The organism is Janthinobacterium sp. GW822-FHT07H10 (assembly GCF_058798675.1).
The window spans coordinates 268518-286501 of the sequence record NZ_JBXAKS010000005.1 but is presented as its reverse complement, the minus strand read 5'-3'; the positions used below and the strand labels follow the sequence as shown (position 1 = coordinate 286501).

The window sequence follows — 17984 nt, the reverse complement described above, 5'->3', positions numbered from 1 at the left end:
ACCGGGGAACCCAACCGTCGTGGTGTTAGATTTCATGCCACGCTACTTTGCTTCAGCGACCTCACGCCACTCCTTCAGCGAAAATTCGAGCATTTTTCCACCAAGCTCCTCAAATTCGGTGGCGCGATCATAATCCTCCACTTCCTGCGAGTAACCGGTCACTGCATTGAGCAAGCCGTAACCATTGAGCTGCTGTTCGGCAATCAGATGGCGTAACACGCCGGCACGCTCCGCCTCGTTCAATACAAAGCGATTCGCCAACACTTCCACTGCCCTCACGGGGTCTCCCGTCAATGCAATACCCATCGTCTTGCGCATCTTTTCCGATATCAGTTGAAAGGTCGTCTCCGACACCGCAGTCTGCACCATGTCCCGCGCTTTTAAAAAGATCGCGCGATCTTCGGCCGCCACCGTGTCCTCTTGCAGAACGACATCGTCCCCACATTCCAGCAAACGCCCAGCATGGTTTTTGCGCATCGAGCGCTCACAAGCGATCAGCCCATTGCTGCATTTCAAACGATAAATCAACGGTTCGACACGCAACCTCCCCACCCCAATTTCCGAATTACTGACCACGACGCCGGCCTGCAAAACGTCTCCTGGCGCGACCTCATGCGTCACACTGGCACTGACCACCTTCAAATACATCTTGGTTTCAGTCAGCTCCACCGACTCGAAACGGGCACCCGGCAGTTTAAGCAAGATCGGTAAAATGCTGTCGGCCAGATCAATGTTGTCGAGCCGACGGAAACGCGACGACAGGAATGCCCTGGCCCGCCCCGCCATGGTCCGTACCATATAGCTATCGGCGGCATTGATTCTGAGCCACGCATTGATGTTGCCATCGAGCAATTCTGTATCAAACAAACGCATGCGTTTAAAGTATAACAACGGTATATCCAGTTTCCTGGCCAGCTGCGCGCAGGCAAAATCGTTCATCAGGTATCGCTTCTTGCCGTAGGGTTCATCAATAACGAGATTGCACTGCCCTGCCGCTGTCGTCTCGCTCACCAGCTTCGTTGCCGGCACGATCATGTCCTTCTTAAGTACGGCCTGCCGCTCAAGTTCGGCGATAATTTGATCTAAATGACGTCCTGTTTTCATCACAACCTCCATGAAAAAAGCGGGCGATGCACCCCCTGGCGGGACCGCATCCCCGCAGGGTCAAACACGCGGAATTTATTGGAATCCACGTGGGCGCCACATTGCGCCATCATGCGGTGGCCAAACTGCCACCGCGCCAGATTGACTGTTTTGCTCTCTGCACCTCACGCCGCATGACGCGCGCGGTGTGAAATATTCAGTAACACCTCTGCCCAATCGGCGCCCGCCGACTTCGGCACGAACACCTCGGCCGCTCTTCCCACCCGGCCCGCATGGGATTTCAGGTAGCGGCGCGCGAGGCCATAGGCAGCGGCCTGCCCATCAAAGAATGCATGCGCATCGTTGTCAGCGTAAATTCGCAGGCGTTTGACGGTTTCCGGGATCCACAATTTTTCCAGGTTCCCGGCACTGATCCCGGCCCACACTGGCTGATGCGAACGCTTCATGACCGCCAGCGCTGTCTCGATGCCTTCACACACGGCCAATTCGTCGGTGGACGGCGCCAGACGAATGGCAGCGCCACCGATGCCAGCACACAGCAGCTTCTTGACCGCGCATTCGCGGGCCTTCTCGCCATTGCTCAAATAAGTCCGATGCAACGACACCGTGTGGCCACTCTTATCCTGTACACAGGCCACCATGGCCGGGTAGCGCCGCACTACAACGGCTTTATCAGTACACACATCGCGCTCGTAGTACCCCAACGCAGGATGCATGCGCAGCGTCGACGGGTAGCGTTCCAGGTTCACCCCCCGGTTCCGCAGATACCTGTCCACCTCGTCGCCGGGCGTAACTGGTACCGTTTCGGCCAGAATCTTCCGAATCAGACCATCACGTTCGGCACGTGAATCCTCTGAGAGCGAGATTGGCGGCCTCGGCGCACTCATACCAAGGTAGCCGTCTACCTTGCCAAGTGCATCAACAGCACTCAACCCTAAGCAGCCCATCAACAATTTGAATCCGCCACCGGCACCGCAGCCGCGGCAAATATAGTTGCCATGCCCAAACTGGTCGGTGTACTGAAACCGGTCTGTGCCGCCGCAATCACCCAGGGGACACGGCTGATTACGTTGGTTGAGCACTTTGGCATCCACGCCCAGCGCCAGCAGAATCTCCGTCCATCGCCCAAACGCGCGCTGCTTAACTTGCTGAAATTGCGCGTTGAATTCTTCCTTATTTCTGCTCATGTTGACCTCCCCCTATCAGGCGCAAGAGAACTGCCTCGGTTCGGGCACGCCACGCGGCGCGTGAACAGCCACCCGTGATCCATGGCAAGGCCGGCTTGCCCCGACAGTAGTTCGTCGACAGTGAAAAATGTCGCTCTTCGCTCCGGACGGCCACGCTGTGGATCGACCTGAAAACCGCCCGGCACCACGGATAAGCGTATCGACCGCAGTTCTTGCCCAAGATAAAAAACCCGGCCCGGCTGCCCCGCAACGATCTCGCTTTCCTTGATTCTGAGAATCAACTCGTCGCTATCTAGCACCTGACAGAAGCGAGCGGACGGAAATGCAGCGCCAATAAAGGAGTCACGCATGGCACCCTCCCTGGCAACTGGCCTGGCGTCCATGCCTGTTGCTATGACCACTCAAGCAATCGCCATCCTTCTCTGCACCCAGCGATGCAAAAAGATCGGATTGATGGAGTTTGATCTGCTCATTCATCCATTGTGGATTTTTGAATAAGTTGTCGGAAACCCAGTCTGGCTTTTCCAGTACCGCCTGGCGGGCCCACTCTGGGTAGTCCTGCAGCGCGCTCAAAAACCAGCTGCACAACTGGGATCCAATCCAATCGCGCACTTCCTGCGCATCGATGGCGCCGATGAACGGTAGCTGCGACAGCGGACTGCCGCTCACCACCTTCATGCAATTGACGAAGGAAAACGGTTGCGTATCCCGAACTGGATCTGTAAACACCCAACGGACCAGTTCAAATTTCTCATCCAGTGGCGTGCGTGGGTCGCTGAGCAAACTCACCTTGCGTAACAGCCACCAATGCAATGCCACCAACTCCTCTTCTGAAAATTCCATCGCATCGTCGTCGTTTTCGCTCGCGGAAACCCTGCTCACAGGTTCTCCCAGCACGCTAGGATGGCAAGAAGTGTCCCGATCCCGGGGCACGCGACAATAGTTGATTTGATATCTGCTCATGATTGCCTCGCACAAGAAAATGGGACGAGGCAACTCCCTCCCGGGCCGCATCGTCCCAAAGGGGGAAATAGCACATCCGGTTGCTGCGACGCACCGGAACTTCAATTGACTGGCTTGATACTGTCGGCTAATGCCGTTTCGGCGGGGATGCCAGCTACCGTCCTGAAAGCCCATGCAAAGTGTTTTGACGTAACGGCGCGGTGCGTGCGGCGCGTCAAAGCACTCTCGATCCAGGAATACGGGTGTCGCGCCTGAAGCCAGGACACGATCCAATCGGTGCTGCGGTGCGCTTGGCGCAATTGATCAGGCTTGCCGGACGATGCAGGGCTAGCTGCTGCGATAATTTAATGAATGTAGGCCGCCCTCACCTGCCTGTCAACACAGGTTCGACGAAAAATGCCATCAGCAGCTCGACCTGCAGTGGGAACACTCCGTTGCGTACGCATCATGGCGTTAATCGACGTGTCCCGTTGGCATGTGCAGTACCCACAAATACGCTTCCAAAGCTGCGCGCATTCCTCTTGAATCAGCATGATGGCGAGTACACCATGTCATGTAGCCCCATGGGCATTTTTGAGGACATCACCATGAACCACCCAGCTCCCACCCATTTGATCGTCCAGCGCGATCACGGCGAAACCAACAGGAAGTTATTGGCTAACGAGGCCGCCGCCGATCTGACGCACGTCGAATCTGCGAGCCGTAAGGTCAATATCACGCTCGCCAGTCCGGAAGGCAAGCGTTTGTACCTGCGATGCTTCTACGTCTCACAAGCGAGTTTCCATTTTATTTCCGTCTTTGCCAGGATGAGATTGCCAGCCGAGGATGTCGATAAAGTAGAACAGGAACTGCGCACCATGCTTGACGCGCGCATCGCCCTGGCCAACCAGCGTATCGTCTCCTTCGAGAAACTGTGCCATCAACATGGCATCACCGAATTGGCCAGCTATGACATCGAACCTCTTGCCATCGAAGCGAAAGTATTTTCCATGTTTGGCCGGCGATTACTGGAATTGATCAGCAAAGTCGACCAGCTCATGCCCATGCTCGAAACCCTGTGCATTGACGAGGCGCTCCCGACAAGCCAGCTCATCACCGAAAAATCGGAGATCAAGAAAACCGTACGTGCAGTGACCGCAGCCACGCGCGCGCTGTCCCTGGGCCTGCTCAAACGCATCAATGCCCTGCCCGTATCCGAACGCAAATCGACCACACCGAACAGCCAGCCATCCCCTGAGGGATCCGCCAAGCACTCGACGTTCAAGGACGCACCTCAACAATCAGGCACCCCAGAGCCAAATACGGCCCCTGAGAGCATTACAAGTGATCTTGCCAGCGAGAGTAGCGAAGAGGCGTCCGCGAGTCCCTGACAGGCATTACAAACCTTGCTACCCACATCCTGGATAGGAAGACTACAAACCAATTAAGCGGTATGGAGGATGCCATGTGCATAAAAATGATGCTCAGCAGTGAGCTGCCTGTGACCCAAGCATGGTGTATCGCCGCGATGGAGACCGCGTTTGGGCCATCCTATCGCGTGGCACCGGGGATCGAGTGTATGCCGTCCCTGGACCCGCCTCTGATACAAAACGGCATTGCAATGATCGTGATCGAGCAGGTATCCGGGTTCGCCCCGAAGGATGTCCGGCAACTGATCAAGTGGTGCCATACCCACGACAAGGCCCTGCTGGTGTGCGGAACGTTGTCAGAAGAAGAGCGGGAAACCTACGGATTAAGCCACTGCATCGAGATTGACATCACTGCCCTACACACGCCGGTATGTATTCACTGGACTTCCTGCGCCGGTACGCTCCAGCTGTTCGAAGAAATGTTCGTACCTACGCTCAAAACCGTCCAGCGGACCGCCCATCTCCAATGTTCCGGGCTACGCTGCCAGCACCATCGTCATCGAGAGGTAACAGGTACTCAGCGGACTCGGGCACCGCACAAGGGTGCGGAGCGGAGGAAAATTCCAATCGCCATCCCCATGCCATCTATTTCCTACAGGGTGAACGCCCCTCCGCCTCCCGCCATTACAGCATCCCTCAATTACCGAGAAATACGACCAAAATATGCCGGTTTTTAACTTGATGCCCACGATCAGCGCAGCCACCATGGCGCAGGATCATCCGTCATCGGTCATGGAGACAGCACATCATGAAATACATTCCCCCTTCGAACCATTCGCCGTTTAGCAACTTGATGCACCCTGCCATTGGCCTGGGTGCATTTGTCGGCAATCTCAAACGCCAGCGTCGGTCTGGCCCGAAAGCCGGCCGCTCTCCTCGCGCAGCACGTGTCTTGACCGAGAGCGAACTCAGAGTACCTGGCCGGGTTCTCATTAAACGCCGCCAGCTCTTGCAAAAAGTGCCGCTATGCGAGCGCACTATCCTGAACCTTGAAAAAAGAGGGCAATTTCCCCGGCGTTTTACAATTACCTCGCGCTTGGTTGCCTGGGACCTCAACGAGGTGGACGCATGGATCGCCGAACAGCAGTCGGCCGCACGTCTGCCTGGCGTGCCGCAGGCACACCCAGTGCCACGCAGCCCTTCCAGGTAACCATTTAATCTATCTGCTTTGTCCAGGCGTCGATCATGTCTGCCCACTCCTGCAGCATGGTCCGGCGCTGAACCGCGTATTCAGCCTTGTTGTAGACGGCTCGCACGCCCCTCTGCTCGTGGGCGAGACATTTTTCGATCCAATCGGTGTTGTAGCCGGCTTCGTGCAGCAGGGTCGATGCTGTTCGCCGTAAATCGTGCGGCGAAAAATCGGCCAGTTGTTTCCCACAGTCTCGTGCCGTGGCGCAGACTGACACCAGGATGCGATTGAGCGAAGCACCATTCATCGGCACATCAGGGTCATATCGCGATGGCAAAATATAAGGGGATGTGCCAGCACAGGTACGCAACGCAACGAACATATCCAATGCCTGACGTGACAGATAGACGTTGTGGGGGTTGCGGCGCTTCATCCGCCTGGCCGGAATAGTCCATAGAGCATCGGTAAAGTTCACCTCACTCCATGTTGCGTCCGTCAGTTCGGATTTGCGCACCATCGTGAGCAACAGTAATTTGCAAGCCAGGCGCAAGGTCGGCGCGCACTGCACGTATTCGATATGTTCGTAGAACAGCGCGATCTCTTCGGCACCCAACGCGCGGTCGCGCGGCTCAAATACAGCAATGGATGAGGGAGCAACCAGATCCGCAGGATTTTCAACCTTCTGCCCTCTTTGTTCTGCGTACTTAAAGACCAGTTTCACGATATCGCGCGCATGCACGGCCGTCGCGGGGGCGCCACGTGCGAGGATGGCATCGCATACGGAACGCAACTCGTTGTGCTTAATTTCATGTAGCAGGAGACTGCCAAAGGGGCGTTTCAGATCGCGTTCGTACACCGCACGCCGCATGTCGCGCGTCGACTCCGCCATTTTGTACTTCAGTAACCAACGCTCCGTCCACACGCTAAAAGGCTCTCCATCGGCCAGCTGATTGCGCGATTGGGCTTTGAGCCGCGACGGGGACTTCCCTTCCGATTGCGCTTTCTTCGCGTCCTGCAGGCGCTCCCTCGCCTCTTGCAAACTCAAGCCACCGGCGCCGTACCGTCCAAGCACCAAGGTTTCGTATCGGCCATTGACGCGGTAGTTATAGCGAAACGAGATCGTGCCACTGGGAAGGACCGTTGCATACATTCCATCACGATCCGGCACCTTGTAGGCTTTTTCAGCTGGTTTCAGATTTTTCAATTTTGTATCGGTCAGCATGGGCACCTCCCATTCATTCACAAGTCTGTACCGGCACCGGACGCATTTCAAACAATCAATCACTGAGTACGAAAAAAGTGATATCCACCGCCACTCGCGAGGCCCAGATACCCTCGCCCCGACGAGCTTCCCCGGAACCTAAAATTGACCTTAAAATCAATGACTTGGCATAAAAAAATACCCTCATTGATACCCTCGCGGTGGAAATGGACAGTAAGAACCAAATGTTAAATATTCCCTACGGCAATTTGAGTCCCCTTAAAAATACCCACAAAAAAGCGTGCTTGGCTCTGCCATGGGTTGCTTGGGTTTGCCAGACAAAATAAAAAAAGCCCCTGAAAAATCAGAGGCTTAGCTGTTGCATTGACCCGGCATTACCTTACGGTGCCGGACGGGAGATTATTCCCATTCGATGGTCGCCGGTGGTTTTCCGGAAATATCGTAGACAACGCGGTTAATGCCGCGCACTTCGTTAATGATGCGGTTCGAGACCTTGCCAAGCAGGCTGTGCGGCAGGTGGGCCCAGTGGGCCGTCATGAAGTCTTGCGTCTGCACGGCACGCAAAGCCACCACGTATTCGTAGGTGCGGCCATCGCCCATCACGCCCACCGATTTGACGGGCAGGAAGACGGCGAACGCCTGGCTGGTCGCTTCGTACCAGTTTGCTGGCAGCGCGTCCGGATCGACGGCCTGGCCGGCAACGAATTCGTATGGCGTGTTGCGCAGCTCTTCGATGAAGATGGCGTCGGCGCGGCGCAGCAGGTCGGCGCACTCTTTCTTGACTTCGCCGAGGATGCGCACGCCCAGGCCCGGGCCCGGGAACGGGTGGCGATACACCATGTCATGCGGCAAGCCCAGGGCCACGCCCAGCTTGCGCACTTCATCCTTGAACAGTTCGCGCAGGGGCTCGAGCAGTTTGAGCTTCATGGTGTCCGGCAAGCCGCCCACGTTGTGGTGGCTCTTGATGGTCTGGCCCTTCTTGCCCTTGCCTGCCGATTCGATCACGTCCGGATAGATCGTGCCTTGCGCCAGCCATTTGGCGTTGACCAGCTTACCCGATTCCACCTGGAACACTTCGACGAATTCGCGGCCGATGATCTTGCGCTTCTGCTCAGGGTCGGCCACGCCGGCCAGGTGGCCCATGAACTGGTCTTCCGCGTCGATGCGGATGACTTTCACACCGAGGTTCTTGGCGAACATGTCCATCACCATCTTGCCTTCGTCCAGGCGCAGCAGGCCGTGATCGACGAAGACGCAGGTCAGCTGGTCGCCGATGGCGCGGTGGATCAGCGCTGCCGCGACGGACGAATCGACGCCGCCGGACAGGCCCAGGATGACTTCATCGGTACCGACTTGCGCGCGGATCTTTTCCACCGCTTCGCTGATGTAGTCGGGCATGTTCCAGTCCGACTTGCAACCGCAGATTTCATGCACGAAACGGCCGATGATGGCCTTGCCCTGTACCGTGTGCGTCACTTCCGGGTGGAATTGCACGCCGTAGAACTGGCGCTCTTCGTCCGCCATGGCGGCGATCGGGCAGCTCGGGGTGTTGCCCATCAGCTTGAAGCCTGGCGGCATGTCCAGCACCTTGTCGCCATGGCTCATCCACACTTTCAGCATGCCGTGGCCTTCGTCAGTGACGAAATCGGCAATACCGTTCAGCAATTTGGTGTGGCTGCGGGCGCGCACCTCGGCGTAGCCGAATTCACGCACCAGGCCGTTTTCCACTTTGCCGCCCAGCTGGGCCGCCATGGTTTGCATGCCGTAGCAAATACCCAGCACGGGCACGCCCAGCTCGAACACGGCTTGCGGTGCGCGCGGCGAATCGCCTTCCAAGGTGGAATTATGGCTGCCCGACAGAATCACGCCGGCGGCACCATAGTTGCGCACGAATTCGTCGCTGACGTCGTAGGGGAAGACTTCGGAAAACACGCCGGAATCGCGCACGCGGCGGGCGATCAGCTGGGTGACTTGGGAGCCGAAATCGAGAATGAGGATTTTAGAATGCATGGTCGGAGCTTTATTCAGGGTCAATTGCAAAACCGGCGCACTGGGCGCCGGTCTGGACTTTCGTTACCGCTTACTCGGAGCGATAATTTGGCGCTTCTTTCGTGATCTGCACATCATGGACATGCGACTCGCGCATGCCGGCCGAGGTGATTTCCACGAATTCCGCCTTTTCGCGCAATTCGTCGATGGTGGCGCAACCGCAGTAACCCATCGATTGACGCACGCCGCCCACCAGCTGGAAGATGATCGCCAGCACGCTGCCCTTGTAGGCGACGCGGCCTTCGATACCTTCAGGCACGAACTTGTCGGCCTTCATGGTGGCGTCCTGGAAATAACGGTCAGCCGAACCATCGGACATCGCGCCCAGCGAGCCCATGCCGCGGTAGGACTTGTAGCTGCGGCCCTGGTACAGGATCACTTCGCCTGGTGCTTCTTCCGTACCGGCAAACATGGAACCCATCATGACGGTCGAGGCGCCAGCGGCCAGCGCTTTCGAGATGTCGCCCGAGAAGCGGATACCGCCGTCGGCGATACATGGCACGCCCGTGCCTTCCAGGGCTTCAGCCACGTTCGAGATGGCCGTGATTTGCGGCACGCCCACGCCGGCGACGATACGCGTGGTGCAGATCGAGCCGGGGCCGATGCCGACCTTGACCGCATCGGCGCCGTATTCGACCAGCGCCTTGGCGGCAGCGGCGGTAGCGATATTGCCGCCGATCACTTCCACGTGCGGATACTTGGTCTTGATCCACTTGACGCGGTCGAGGATGCCTTGCGAGTGGCCGTGGGCCGTGTCGACCACCAGCACATCGACGCCGGCGGCGACCAGCAGGTCGATGCGTTCTTCATCCTTGGCGCCCACGCCGACGGCAGCGCCGACCAGCAATTTGCCCTGGCTGTCTTTCGACGCGAACGGGTGCGAAGTCGACTTCTGGATATCCTTGACGGTGATCAAACCGCGCAGTTCGAATGCGTCGTTGACCACCAGCACGCGCTCGAGGCGGTGCTTGTTCATCAGGCGCTTGGCTTCGGCCGTATCAGCGCCTTCCTTGACGTACACGAGCTTGTCGCGCGGCGTCATCTTGGCCGATGCTTCGGCGTCGAGTTCCTGTTCAAAGCGCAAGTCGCGGTTGGTGATGATGCCGACCACTTCCTTGCCCTTGACGACAGGGAAACCGCTGATGCCGTATTGTTCCGTCAGGGCGATCACGTCGCGGATTTTCATGTCTGGCGGGATCGTGATCGGATCGCGTAGCACGCCTGCTTCGAAACGCTTGACGCGGGCCACTTCACGCGCCTGGTCTTTCGGATTCAAATTCTTGTGAATGATACCGATGCCGCCTTCCTGGGCCATCGCGATCGCGAGGCGGGCTTCCGTCACCGTATCCATGGCTGCGGACAGCAAGGGAATATTCAAGGTGATATTGCGGGTCAGGCGAGTTTTGAGGGACGTATCGGCGGGCAGAACGTTGGAGTAGGCTGGGACGAGCAGCACGTCATCGAATGTGAGTGCTTTTTGAAGTAGACGCATAGCATTTCCTATTGGCGCAAAAGCAGATTATACAGAAAAAAGCGCCCTCCGTCCTTGCAGCATAGAAAAGATATTTGGAAATAGCAAAAAAATGTCGCGCCAGCCAAGGCCTGCGGGGCCGCCGCCCCCCTGCCCCGCTCAGGCCTTGGCTGGCTTGTTGCCCGCGCGGCGCCGGCGCGCCTCTTTCGGATCGGCTTGCAATGGCCGGTACACCTCGACCCGGTCATGCTCGCGCAAGACGGTATCGAGTGGCTTCTTCTTGCCATAGATGCCGACCATATTGATGGCCAGGTCGAGGCCGGGCACGTCCTGCAGCAAGCCGCTCAATGCCACCGCCTGCTCGATGGTGGTACCCGCAGGTACGCGCAGGGAGCGCAGGAAGCTGCTATCCGGTAAAGCGTGACAGACTTGCACCTGAATGGAGGCCTCAGCCATACACGGTCTCCGCACGCTTGCAAAAGGAATCGACCATGCTGTTGGCGATCATGCCGAAGACGGGACCGATGATCTGTTCCAGCACGCGGCTGGAAAACTCGTAATGCAGGTCCAGTTCAATCTTGCACGCATCCTCGCGCAGGGCCTTGAAGGTCCATACGCCGTCGAGGGTCTTGAAAGGGCCGTCCACCAGCTTCATCTTGATGGAGGTTGGCGGCACGTTCTCGTTGGACGTGGTGAAGCTTTGGCGCACGCCGTGGTAATGTATGCCCACGCTGGCGACGACCGTGTTCTCGCCCCGCTCGCGAATCTCGACCGCACCGCACCATGGCAGAAATTTGGGATAATCCTCCACCGCCGCCACCAGTGCGAACATCTGTTCGGCGCTGTAGCCGAGAAAAACTGATTTATGTACTACTGCCATTGAAGAACCATTTGCTATGATGTTGGATACATTTGATTTTATCGCGCTTGCGCGAGACAGTAGTTTAACCGACCCGCGCACATTTACCATCTCATGACCATAGCAGACAACAGAAAAGCCTTCCACGACTACTTTATCGAGGATCGCTACGAAGCGGGCATCGTGCTGGAAGGCTGGGAAGTCAAAGCCATCCGCGACGCCCGCGTACAAATCAAGGAAGCCTACGTCGTCGTCCGCGGCGACGAGCTATTCCTGTTCGGCGCGCATATCAGCGCCTTGCCGACCGCCTCCACCCATATCCACCCTGAAGCCGTGCGCACGCGCAAGCTGCTGCTGCACCGCGCGGAAATGGATAAACTGATCGGCAAGGTCGAACGCTCCGGCTATACGCTCGTGCCGCTCAACCTGCATTACAAGGGCGGCCGCGTGAAATGCGAAATCGGCCTGGCAAAAGGCAAGAAGCAGCACGACAAGCGGGCCGCAGAACGCGACCGCGATGGCGCGCGCGAAGTCCAGGCGGCGATGAAAACGAATCGCCGTTAATATCGTTCCATGCACCTGGCGTGCAAGGCAAGACCAACCAGCCCGGCACCATGCCGGGTTTTATTTTGCCCATTGCCTACGACTGGCGGATAAATAACCGCAGCGCATAACAGTCAAGCTGGACGAAACAACGAATAAGGCGGGAGATAAGGCGGGAGATAAGGTGCGCAGTATCAAAAATACCACTTCGATAATAGCGGAGAATACAGGTTGACCGAGACTGGCCGGGGGAATGCAGATAAAGGAAGTTCCGGATGCTTGTATGCTGCTTTGTACTACGCCTGTACTACCACACAGGACAAGCATCCGAATGAATGGTGTATTACACCTTCAGCAGATCGCGCGACTTGCCCGAATCAGTCCACTCTTTGACCCATTTCGGTTGACGGCCACGGCCAGTCCATTGTTGCGTTGCATCATCCGGATTGCGATAGCGCACTGCAACCGTACCGGTCTTAGCGCGGATACCCGTGCCGACCAGATCTTTTACCGAAACGCCGACGCTCTGGGCGATTGCCAAAATTTGCTCGCGCGCCTTGGACAGGTCGTCCTGTTCGCGTTTCTTCATTTGCTTCTTGATGTCATCCTGCAGCGTACGCAGTTCCGACAGGGATAAGCTGGACAGATCCATGATATTTCCTTGTGTGAGTTGAAAAATATAACTGAACAGTTAAATTCTATCCAATTGTAACGCGCCTGAGGTGATTTTTCTTCAGATTCGAATGTTTTTTACGATTCTTTTACCAAAAAAACCAGCTTTACAGGGCCGTGCGAGGGTGGACACGCCAAATCGGTGCAGTTTCCAGGCAGAGAATCTGCCGGGGCGAACATGGGGGATTCAACGCGGCACCAACCGACGCCATTTATTTTGCAGCACTTTTTGATCCATTGCAATTTATAGTAATAATAAATGACAATTCCAAAAGCACATGGGGGCAATACTATCCCCCATCATTCAGCATTACCTGCGCAAACTGAATATCCATCGACGCAGCTGTCTTATTTTGCATGCCGCAAATAGACAAAGGGCCTCACTGTAATCGAAAACAAAAACATGTGCTGCACGCCTGACATATTATTCAGGTGCACCAGCATAACATGAAGAAAAAAACGCAGCGGGATGCAGCCTGCCTGCATCATGCGGTATTGCTCCCCTGCCCCGCTCCCCAAATGCAAACCGCCCGCTATTAAGCGGGCGGTATTGCCAAATCACACACTATTGAGTAACTAGTCAGCTCCGATACTCAGGGAATGGCCACGCCGCTTTTCGGCTTCTGGCTCTTCACCACTTGCATCGCCGTCGCGATCAAACCACTCATGTCGCCCAGGTTGGCCGGTACGATAATCGAGTTATTCGTTTTCGCCAATTGCGCAAACGCGCCTACATACTGTTCGGCAACTTTCAAATTGACGGCGTCCTCGCCACCCGGTTCGCGAATGGCGGCGCCCACCTGGCGCAATGCTTCCGCACTGGCCTGCGCCAGCGCCACGATGGCCGTAGCCTGCCCTTCGGCGCGATTGATGGACGCCTGCTTCTCGCCCTCAGATCGGGCAATCGCCGCCTCACGTTCGCCACTGGCGATATTGATCTGTTCCTGCTTGCGCCCCTCCGAAGCGGCAATCAGCGCGCGCTTTTCACGCTCGGCTGTAATTTGCGCCTGCATCGCATGCAGGATCTCTTTTGGCGGCGTCAAATCCTTGATTTCATAGCGCAATACTTTCACGCCCCAATTGGCCGCGGATTCATCGATGGCATTCACGATGGCCGTATTGATATGATCGCGCTCCTCAAATGTCTTGTCGAGCTCCATTTTGCCGATCACCGAACGCAAGGTGGTTTGCGCCAACTGCGTGATGGCGGCAATATAGTTCGACGAGCCATACGAAGCGCGCATGGCGTCGGTGATCTGAAAATACAGAATACCATCGACCTGCAATTGCGTATTGTCGCGCGTGATGCAAACCTGCGGCGGCACGTCGAGCGGAATTTCCTTGAGCACGTGCTTGTAGGCGATACGGTCGACAAAAGGCACGACGATATTCAGGCCAGGTCCCAATACCGCGTGGAATTTACCCAGGCGCTCGACGACCCAGGCGTGCTGCTGTGGCACCACATTCACCGTCTTGAAGACAAAAACCAATGCCAGCAATAACAAGATCAGCGTCACGCTTCCGATGCTTACTTCCATAATCTACTCTCCAGGTTATCCAACGATCAAACGGCTGCCGCGCACGGCACGTATGGTGTAATGGCCGGCCTGCGTATCGCTGCCGGGTATCAACTCCACATCCCACAAGGCACCGCGATACATGACGCGCGCCGCGCCATCGACCCAATGCGTGACCGCCACGCTTTGGCCGATATCGATATTCACATTCGGATCCTGCGCCACATCACGACGCGCAGCCTTGCCAAAACGGCTGCGCCGCAATAACAGCGTCGCAGCCACGCCGACAAGCGCGGCCGTCACGGCCTGCCAGCTGCCATTCGCGCCCGCCAGCGCCATCAATCCCCCTGCACTGATGCCGATGGCGATCATCAGCAGATAAAACGTGCCTGTGAATAGCTCCAGGATCAATACCGCGCCAGCCGCCACAAACCAGCCCACCCATTCAGCCATGATGCCTCCGTCTATACAAATCCCAAAATAAAAAACCCCGCAGCCTATATAAGCGACGGGGTTTAATGCGCAGCACTGCCTGATTTTATTCTTGCCATACACCTATATACAGGCAGTCTAACGCAATTCCTGATGGCGTCAATAGGCGGCGGCCGGTTTGCCGCCGCATATCAGGCGCGCAGGACCGGCAGGATGGCCGGCCAGCTTACTCTTCGAGCAGGCTGCGCAGCATCCACGCCGTCTTTTCATGCAGGTCCAGGCGTTGCGTGATCAGGTCGGCCGTCGGCTGGTCATTGGCCTTTTCCAGCAGCGGGAACAAGCGGCGCGCCGTGCGCGCGGTCGCCTCCTGTGCCGCCACCAGGTGGCTGACCATGTCCAGCGCCGGCGGCACGCCATCGATTTCCTTGATCGAAGCGAGCTTGACGAATTCCTTGTAAGTGCCGGGCGCCGGATAGCCGAGCGCGCGGATACGTTCGGCGATCAGGTCCAGCGCGCCCCATTGTTCCGTGTATTGCGTCATGAACATCAGGTGCAAGGTGTTGAACATCGGGCCCTTGACGTTCCAGTGAAAGTTGTGGGTCATCAAGTACAGGGTATAGCTGTCAGCCAGCAGGCCGGACAGGCCTTCCGCGATCTTCGCGCGGTCCGCTTCGGAAATGCCGATATCGATCTTTGCAGCTTTGGTCGGTTTCTTGCTTGCCATGAGAACTCCCGTTTCAATGTATTGGTGGAATCATTTTAGCTGATCTGGCGCAAGCTCATCGAATACAGGCGTGCGCGGCATGGTGATCGCCCGTCCGGGCATGACGGGCATAAAAAAAACCCGCTGCCAGATGCGTGGCAGCGGGTTTTTCATGCGGCAGGAAAAAGGCTTACGCTTTCAGCGCGGCCAGCTTTTGCCAGGTGTCGATCACCGAGTCCGGATTCAGGGACATCGATTCGATGCCCTGCTCCATCAGCCAGACGGCAAAGTCCGGATGGTCGGAAGGACCCTGGCCGCAGATGCCGATGTACTTGCCGCGTGCCAGGCAAGCCTTGATGGCCAGGGCCAGCAGGGCTTTCACGGCAGGATCGCGCTCGTCGAAATCGGCCGCCAGCAATTCCATGCCGGAATCGCGGTCCAGACCCAGGGTCAGCTGGGTCAAATCGTTCGAGCCGATCGAGAAGCCATCGAAATGGTCGAGGAACTGGTCGGCCAGGATGGCGTTCGACGGCACTTCGCACATCATGATCACGCGCAAGTCGTTCTCGCCGCGCTTCAAGCCGTTTTTCGCCAGCAGGTCGATGACTTTCTCGGCCTGGCCCAGGGTACGCACGAATGGCACCATGATTTCCACGTTCGTCAGGCCCATGTCATTGCGCACGCGCTTCATCGCTTCGCATTCCATGTTGAACGCTTCGGAGAAGTCGGCCGACAGGTAGCGCGCCGCGCCGCGGAAGCCCAGCATCGGGTTTTCTTCGTCCGGCTCGTAGCGCGAACCGCCGATCAGCTTCTTGTACTCGTTCGACTTGAAGTCGGACAGGCGCACGATGACTTTTTTCGGCCAGAAGGCGGCGGCGATGGTGGCGATGCCTTCGGCCAGCTTGTCGATGTAGAACGCTTTTGGCGAGGCATGGCCGCGCGCCACCGATTCCACGGCCTTTTTCAGGTCGGCGTCGATGTTCGGGTATTCAAGGATCGCGCGCGGGTGCACACCAATATTGTTATTGATGATGAATTCCAGGCGCGCCAGGCCCACGCCGGCATTCGGCACGGACTGGAAATCGAACGCCAGCTGCGGATTGCCCACGTTGAGCATGATCTTGGTGTCCAGCTTGGGCAATTCGCCGCGCGACACTTCCGACACTTCCGTTTCCAGCAAGCCATCGTAGATCTTGCCTTCGTCGCCTTCCGAGCACACGACGGTGACGAAGGTGCCATCCTTCAGCACATCGGTCGCGTCGCCGCAGCCGACCACGGCGGGCACGCCGAGCTCACGCGCAATAATTGCTGCGTGGCAAGTACGACCGCCACGGTTGGTGACGATGGCCGACGCGCGCTTCATGACCGGTTCCCAGTTCGGGTCCGTCATGTCGGCAACGAGCACGTCGCCTGGCTGCACGCGTTCCATGTCGGCCGGGTCGTGGATCACGCGCACGGGGCCGGCGCCGATCTTCTGGCCGATGGCGCGGCCGGAGGTCAGCACGGTGCCGGTGCTTTTCAGCTTGAAGCGTTCCTGCACGTCGGTCGCCTTTTGCTGCGACTTGACGGTTTCAGGACGCGCCTGCAGGATGTACAGCTTGCCGTCGCGGCCATCCTTGCCCCACTCGATGTCCATCGGACGGCCGTAGTGGTTCTCGATGATGACAGCGTATTTCGCCAGTTCCACCACTTCGCTGTCGTTCAGCGAGTAGCGGTTGCGCATTTCGACGGGCACGTCGACGGTTTTCACGGAACGGCCAGCCTTGGCTTCGTTCGTGAATTCCATTTTCAGCAGCTTCGAGCCGATATTGCGGCGGATCACGGGCGATTTGCCCTTTTCCAGCATCGGCTTGTGCACGTAGAATTCGTCGGGGTTGACGGCGCCCTGCACCACGGTTTCGCCCAGGCCATAGCTGGAAGTGACGAACACCACGTCCTTGAAGCCCGATTCGGTGTCGATGGTAAACATCACGCCAGCCGCGCCCAGGTCGGAGCGCACCATGCGCTGCACGCCAGCGGACAGCGCCACTTCAGCGTGCGTGAAGCCCTTGTGCACGCGGTAAGAGATGGCGCGGTCGTTGTACAGCGAGGCGAACACCTGCTTCATCGCGTCGAGCACGTTGTCGATGCCGACCACGTTCAGGAAGGTTTCTTGCTGTCCGGCAAAAGACGCATCCGGCAAGTCTTCCGCCGTGGCGGAGGAACGCACGGCAAACGACATTTCCGTGTCGGAGTCGGCCACCAGCTTGGCGTAGAACTGGTCGATTTCAGCAGCCAGGCGCGGCTGGAATGGGGTTTCCACGATCCATTGACGGATCTCGGCGCCCGCTTGCGCCAGCGAGCGCACGTCGTCGATGTCCAGGCCTTCCAGACGCTGGGCGATGCGTTCGGCCAGCGGCAGGCCGCCATTGGCGCTATACGACAGGAAGTCGCGGAATGCCTGTGCCGTGGTGGCAAAGCCACCGGGCACGCGCACGCCAGCCTCGGCAAGCTGGCTGATCATTTCGCCCAGGGAGGCGTTTTTGCCGCCGACGGATTCGACATCCGTCATGCGCAAATGCTCGAACGAGGCGACGTACACCGCGTCCTTGTCTTTCTCCTGCGATACTGCGTTGGTCATAATGACACCCTTACTGATGATAGAAATCTTTACGCGCGGCGCACAGACAGTCTTCTTGTTATTCTTGGCGTCGTGCAGCACAATCATACCGTTGCAGCCATTTT

Annotated in this window: 18 protein-coding genes; 4 read left to right on the top strand and 14 right to left on the bottom strand. The window is 57.5% G+C overall.

The features are described 5' to 3' along the window. Window positions 1-42 precede the first annotated feature (42 nt). The 4 genes from AC1RDJ_RS14560 to AC1RDJ_RS14545 form a co-directional block, all read right to left on the bottom strand. Window positions 43-1104: a DUF932 domain-containing protein gene (locus AC1RDJ_RS14560; protein ID WP_493027818.1), complete on the bottom strand. Its 1062-nt coding sequence runs from the start codon at window positions 1102-1104 to the stop codon at window positions 43-45. A 164-nt stretch (window positions 1105-1268) separates the two neighbouring features. After that, window positions 1269-2291 (bottom strand): DUF7146 domain-containing protein, encoded by a 1023-nt coding sequence (locus AC1RDJ_RS14555; protein WP_493027816.1) that lies wholly within the window; start codon window positions 2289-2291, stop codon window positions 1269-1271. Beyond that, window positions 2288-2641: a hypothetical protein gene (locus tag AC1RDJ_RS14550; RefSeq protein WP_493027815.1), complete on the bottom strand. Its 354-nt coding sequence runs from the start codon at window positions 2639-2641 to the stop codon at window positions 2288-2290. The genes AC1RDJ_RS14555 and AC1RDJ_RS14550 overlap by 4 nt, the downstream gene beginning before the upstream one ends. Further along, a complete protein-coding gene (locus AC1RDJ_RS14545) occupies window positions 2634-3173 on the bottom strand; it encodes a hypothetical protein (RefSeq protein ID WP_493027814.1) in 540 nt (179 codons plus the stop codon). Before AC1RDJ_RS14545 ends, AC1RDJ_RS14550 begins: the two co-directional genes overlap by 8 nt. Before the next feature lie 668 nt (window positions 3174-3841). Between AC1RDJ_RS14545 and AC1RDJ_RS14540 the strand changes: the two genes are divergently transcribed. The 3 genes from AC1RDJ_RS14540 to AC1RDJ_RS14530 all read left to right on the top strand — a co-directional run bounded on the left by AC1RDJ_RS14540 (window position 3842) and on the right by AC1RDJ_RS14530 (window position 5813). Next, a complete protein-coding gene (locus tag AC1RDJ_RS14540; RefSeq protein ID WP_493027813.1) occupies window positions 3842-4624 on the top strand; it encodes a hypothetical protein in 783 nt (260 codons plus the stop codon). A 74-nt stretch (window positions 4625-4698) separates the two neighbouring features. Beyond that, window positions 4699-5340, top strand: coding sequence for a hypothetical protein (locus tag AC1RDJ_RS14535; RefSeq protein ID WP_493027812.1), 642 nt, complete (start codon window positions 4699-4701; stop codon window positions 5338-5340). Between the two features lie 71 nt (window positions 5341-5411). Next, window positions 5412-5813 carry a helix-turn-helix transcriptional regulator gene (locus AC1RDJ_RS14530; RefSeq protein WP_493027810.1) on the top strand — a complete coding sequence of 134 codons (402 nt, stop codon included), beginning with the start codon at window positions 5412-5414 and terminating at the stop codon, window positions 5811-5813. Window positions 5814-5817: 4 nt separating this feature from the next. On the opposite strand, the gene AC1RDJ_RS14525 is transcribed toward AC1RDJ_RS14530, so the two are convergent. From AC1RDJ_RS14525 to AC1RDJ_RS14505, 5 genes are all read right to left on the bottom strand, one after another. After that, window positions 5818-7014, bottom strand: a complete 1197-nt coding sequence (locus tag AC1RDJ_RS14525; protein WP_493027809.1) for a tyrosine-type recombinase/integrase — start codon at window positions 7012-7014, stop codon at window positions 5818-5820. 399 nt (window positions 7015-7413) lie between these two features. Beyond that, window positions 7414-9024 carry a glutamine-hydrolyzing GMP synthase gene (guaA, locus tag AC1RDJ_RS14520; protein ID WP_493027808.1) on the bottom strand — a complete coding sequence of 537 codons (1611 nt, stop codon included), beginning with the start codon at window positions 9022-9024 and terminating at the stop codon, window positions 7414-7416. A 70-nt stretch (window positions 9025-9094) separates the two neighbouring features. Continuing rightward, window positions 9095-10555, bottom strand: a complete 1461-nt coding sequence (gene guaB, locus AC1RDJ_RS14515; RefSeq protein WP_071324007.1) for an IMP dehydrogenase — start codon at window positions 10553-10555, stop codon at window positions 9095-9097. 138 nt (window positions 10556-10693) lie between these two features. After that, window positions 10694-10990, bottom strand: a complete 297-nt coding sequence (locus AC1RDJ_RS14510; RefSeq protein WP_493027807.1) for an RnfH family protein — start codon at window positions 10988-10990, stop codon at window positions 10694-10696. After that, the gene (locus AC1RDJ_RS14505) at window positions 10983-11414 is read right to left on the bottom strand and encodes a type II toxin-antitoxin system RatA family toxin (RefSeq protein ID WP_035818194.1); all 432 of its coding nucleotides are present in this window, start codon (window positions 11412-11414) and stop codon (window positions 10983-10985) included. The genes AC1RDJ_RS14510 and AC1RDJ_RS14505 overlap by 8 nt, the downstream gene beginning before the upstream one ends. Before the next feature lie 93 nt (window positions 11415-11507). Between AC1RDJ_RS14505 and smpB the strand changes: the two genes are divergently transcribed. Beyond that, the gene (smpB, locus tag AC1RDJ_RS14500) at window positions 11508-11957 is read left to right on the top strand and encodes an SsrA-binding protein SmpB (RefSeq protein ID WP_071324009.1); all 450 of its coding nucleotides are present in this window, start codon (window positions 11508-11510) and stop codon (window positions 11955-11957) included. Between the two features lie 322 nt (window positions 11958-12279). Here smpB and AC1RDJ_RS14495 read toward each other — a convergent pair whose 3' ends face one another. The 5 genes from AC1RDJ_RS14495 to ppsA all read right to left on the bottom strand — a co-directional run bounded on the left by AC1RDJ_RS14495 (window position 12280) and on the right by ppsA (window position 17880). After that, on the bottom strand, window positions 12280-12588 hold the full coding sequence (locus AC1RDJ_RS14495) for an H-NS histone family protein (protein ID WP_010397665.1): 309 nt from the start codon (window positions 12586-12588) through the stop codon (window positions 12280-12282). Between the two features lie 613 nt (window positions 12589-13201). Then, window positions 13202-14146 carry an SPFH domain-containing protein gene (locus AC1RDJ_RS14490; RefSeq protein ID WP_071324010.1) on the bottom strand — a complete coding sequence of 315 codons (945 nt, stop codon included), beginning with the start codon at window positions 14144-14146 and terminating at the stop codon, window positions 13202-13204. 15 nt (window positions 14147-14161) lie between these two features. Next, complete coding sequence (locus AC1RDJ_RS14485; RefSeq protein WP_289887361.1) at window positions 14162-14578, bottom strand: NfeD family protein; 417 nt, start codon at window positions 14576-14578, stop codon at window positions 14162-14164. 205 nt (window positions 14579-14783) lie between these two features. Continuing rightward, complete coding sequence (locus AC1RDJ_RS14480) at window positions 14784-15281, bottom strand: Dps family protein (RefSeq protein WP_071324012.1); 498 nt, start codon at window positions 15279-15281, stop codon at window positions 14784-14786. A 169-nt stretch (window positions 15282-15450) separates the two neighbouring features. Continuing rightward, on the bottom strand, window positions 15451-17880 hold the full coding sequence (gene ppsA, locus AC1RDJ_RS14475; protein WP_071326512.1) for a phosphoenolpyruvate synthase: 2430 nt from the start codon (window positions 17878-17880) through the stop codon (window positions 15451-15453). Window positions 17881-17984 lie beyond the last annotated feature (104 nt).

Coding starts and splice junctions, on each gene's coding strand:
- AC1RDJ_RS14560 (WP_493027818.1), bottom strand. CDS start 1,104: ATGAAAACAGGACGTCATTTAGATCAAATTATCGCCGAACTTGAGCGG.
- AC1RDJ_RS14555 (WP_493027816.1), bottom strand. CDS start 2,291: ATGAGCAGAAATAAGGAAGAATTCAACGCGCAATTTCAGCAAGTTAAG.
- AC1RDJ_RS14550 (WP_493027815.1), bottom strand. CDS start 2,641: ATGCGTGACTCCTTTATTGGCGCTGCATTTCCGTCCGCTCGCTTCTGT.
- AC1RDJ_RS14540 (WP_493027813.1), top strand. CDS start 3,842: ATGAACCACCCAGCTCCCACCCATTTGATCGTCCAGCGCGATCACGGC.
- AC1RDJ_RS14535 (WP_493027812.1), top strand. CDS start 4,699: ATGTGCATAAAAATGATGCTCAGCAGTGAGCTGCCTGTGACCCAAGCA.
- AC1RDJ_RS14530 (WP_493027810.1), top strand. CDS start 5,412: ATGAAATACATTCCCCCTTCGAACCATTCGCCGTTTAGCAACTTGATG.
- AC1RDJ_RS14525 (WP_493027809.1), bottom strand. CDS start 7,014: ATGCTGACCGATACAAAATTGAAAAATCTGAAACCAGCTGAAAAAGCC.
- guaA (WP_493027808.1), bottom strand. CDS start 9,024: ATGCATTCTAAAATCCTCATTCTCGATTTCGGCTCCCAAGTCACCCAG.
- guaB (WP_071324007.1), bottom strand. CDS start 10,555: ATGCGTCTACTTCAAAAAGCACTCACATTCGATGACGTGCTGCTCGTC.
- AC1RDJ_RS14510 (WP_493027807.1), bottom strand. CDS start 10,990: ATGGCTGAGGCCTCCATTCAGGTGCAAGTCTGTCACGCTTTACCGGAT.
- AC1RDJ_RS14505 (WP_035818194.1), bottom strand. CDS start 11,414: ATGGCAGTAGTACATAAATCAGTTTTTCTCGGCTACAGCGCCGAACAG.
- smpB (WP_071324009.1), top strand. CDS start 11,508: ATGACCATAGCAGACAACAGAAAAGCCTTCCACGACTACTTTATCGAG.
- AC1RDJ_RS14495 (WP_010397665.1), bottom strand. CDS start 12,588: ATGGATCTGTCCAGCTTATCCCTGTCGGAACTGCGTACGCTGCAGGAT.
- AC1RDJ_RS14490 (WP_071324010.1), bottom strand. CDS start 14,146: ATGGAAGTAAGCATCGGAAGCGTGACGCTGATCTTGTTATTGCTGGCA.
- AC1RDJ_RS14485 (WP_289887361.1), bottom strand. CDS start 14,578: ATGGCTGAATGGGTGGGCTGGTTTGTGGCGGCTGGCGCGGTATTGATC.
- AC1RDJ_RS14480 (WP_071324012.1), bottom strand. CDS start 15,281: ATGGCAAGCAAGAAACCGACCAAAGCTGCAAAGATCGATATCGGCATT.
- ppsA (WP_071326512.1), bottom strand. CDS start 17,880: ATGACCAACGCAGTATCGCAGGAGAAAGACAAGGACGCGGTGTACGTC.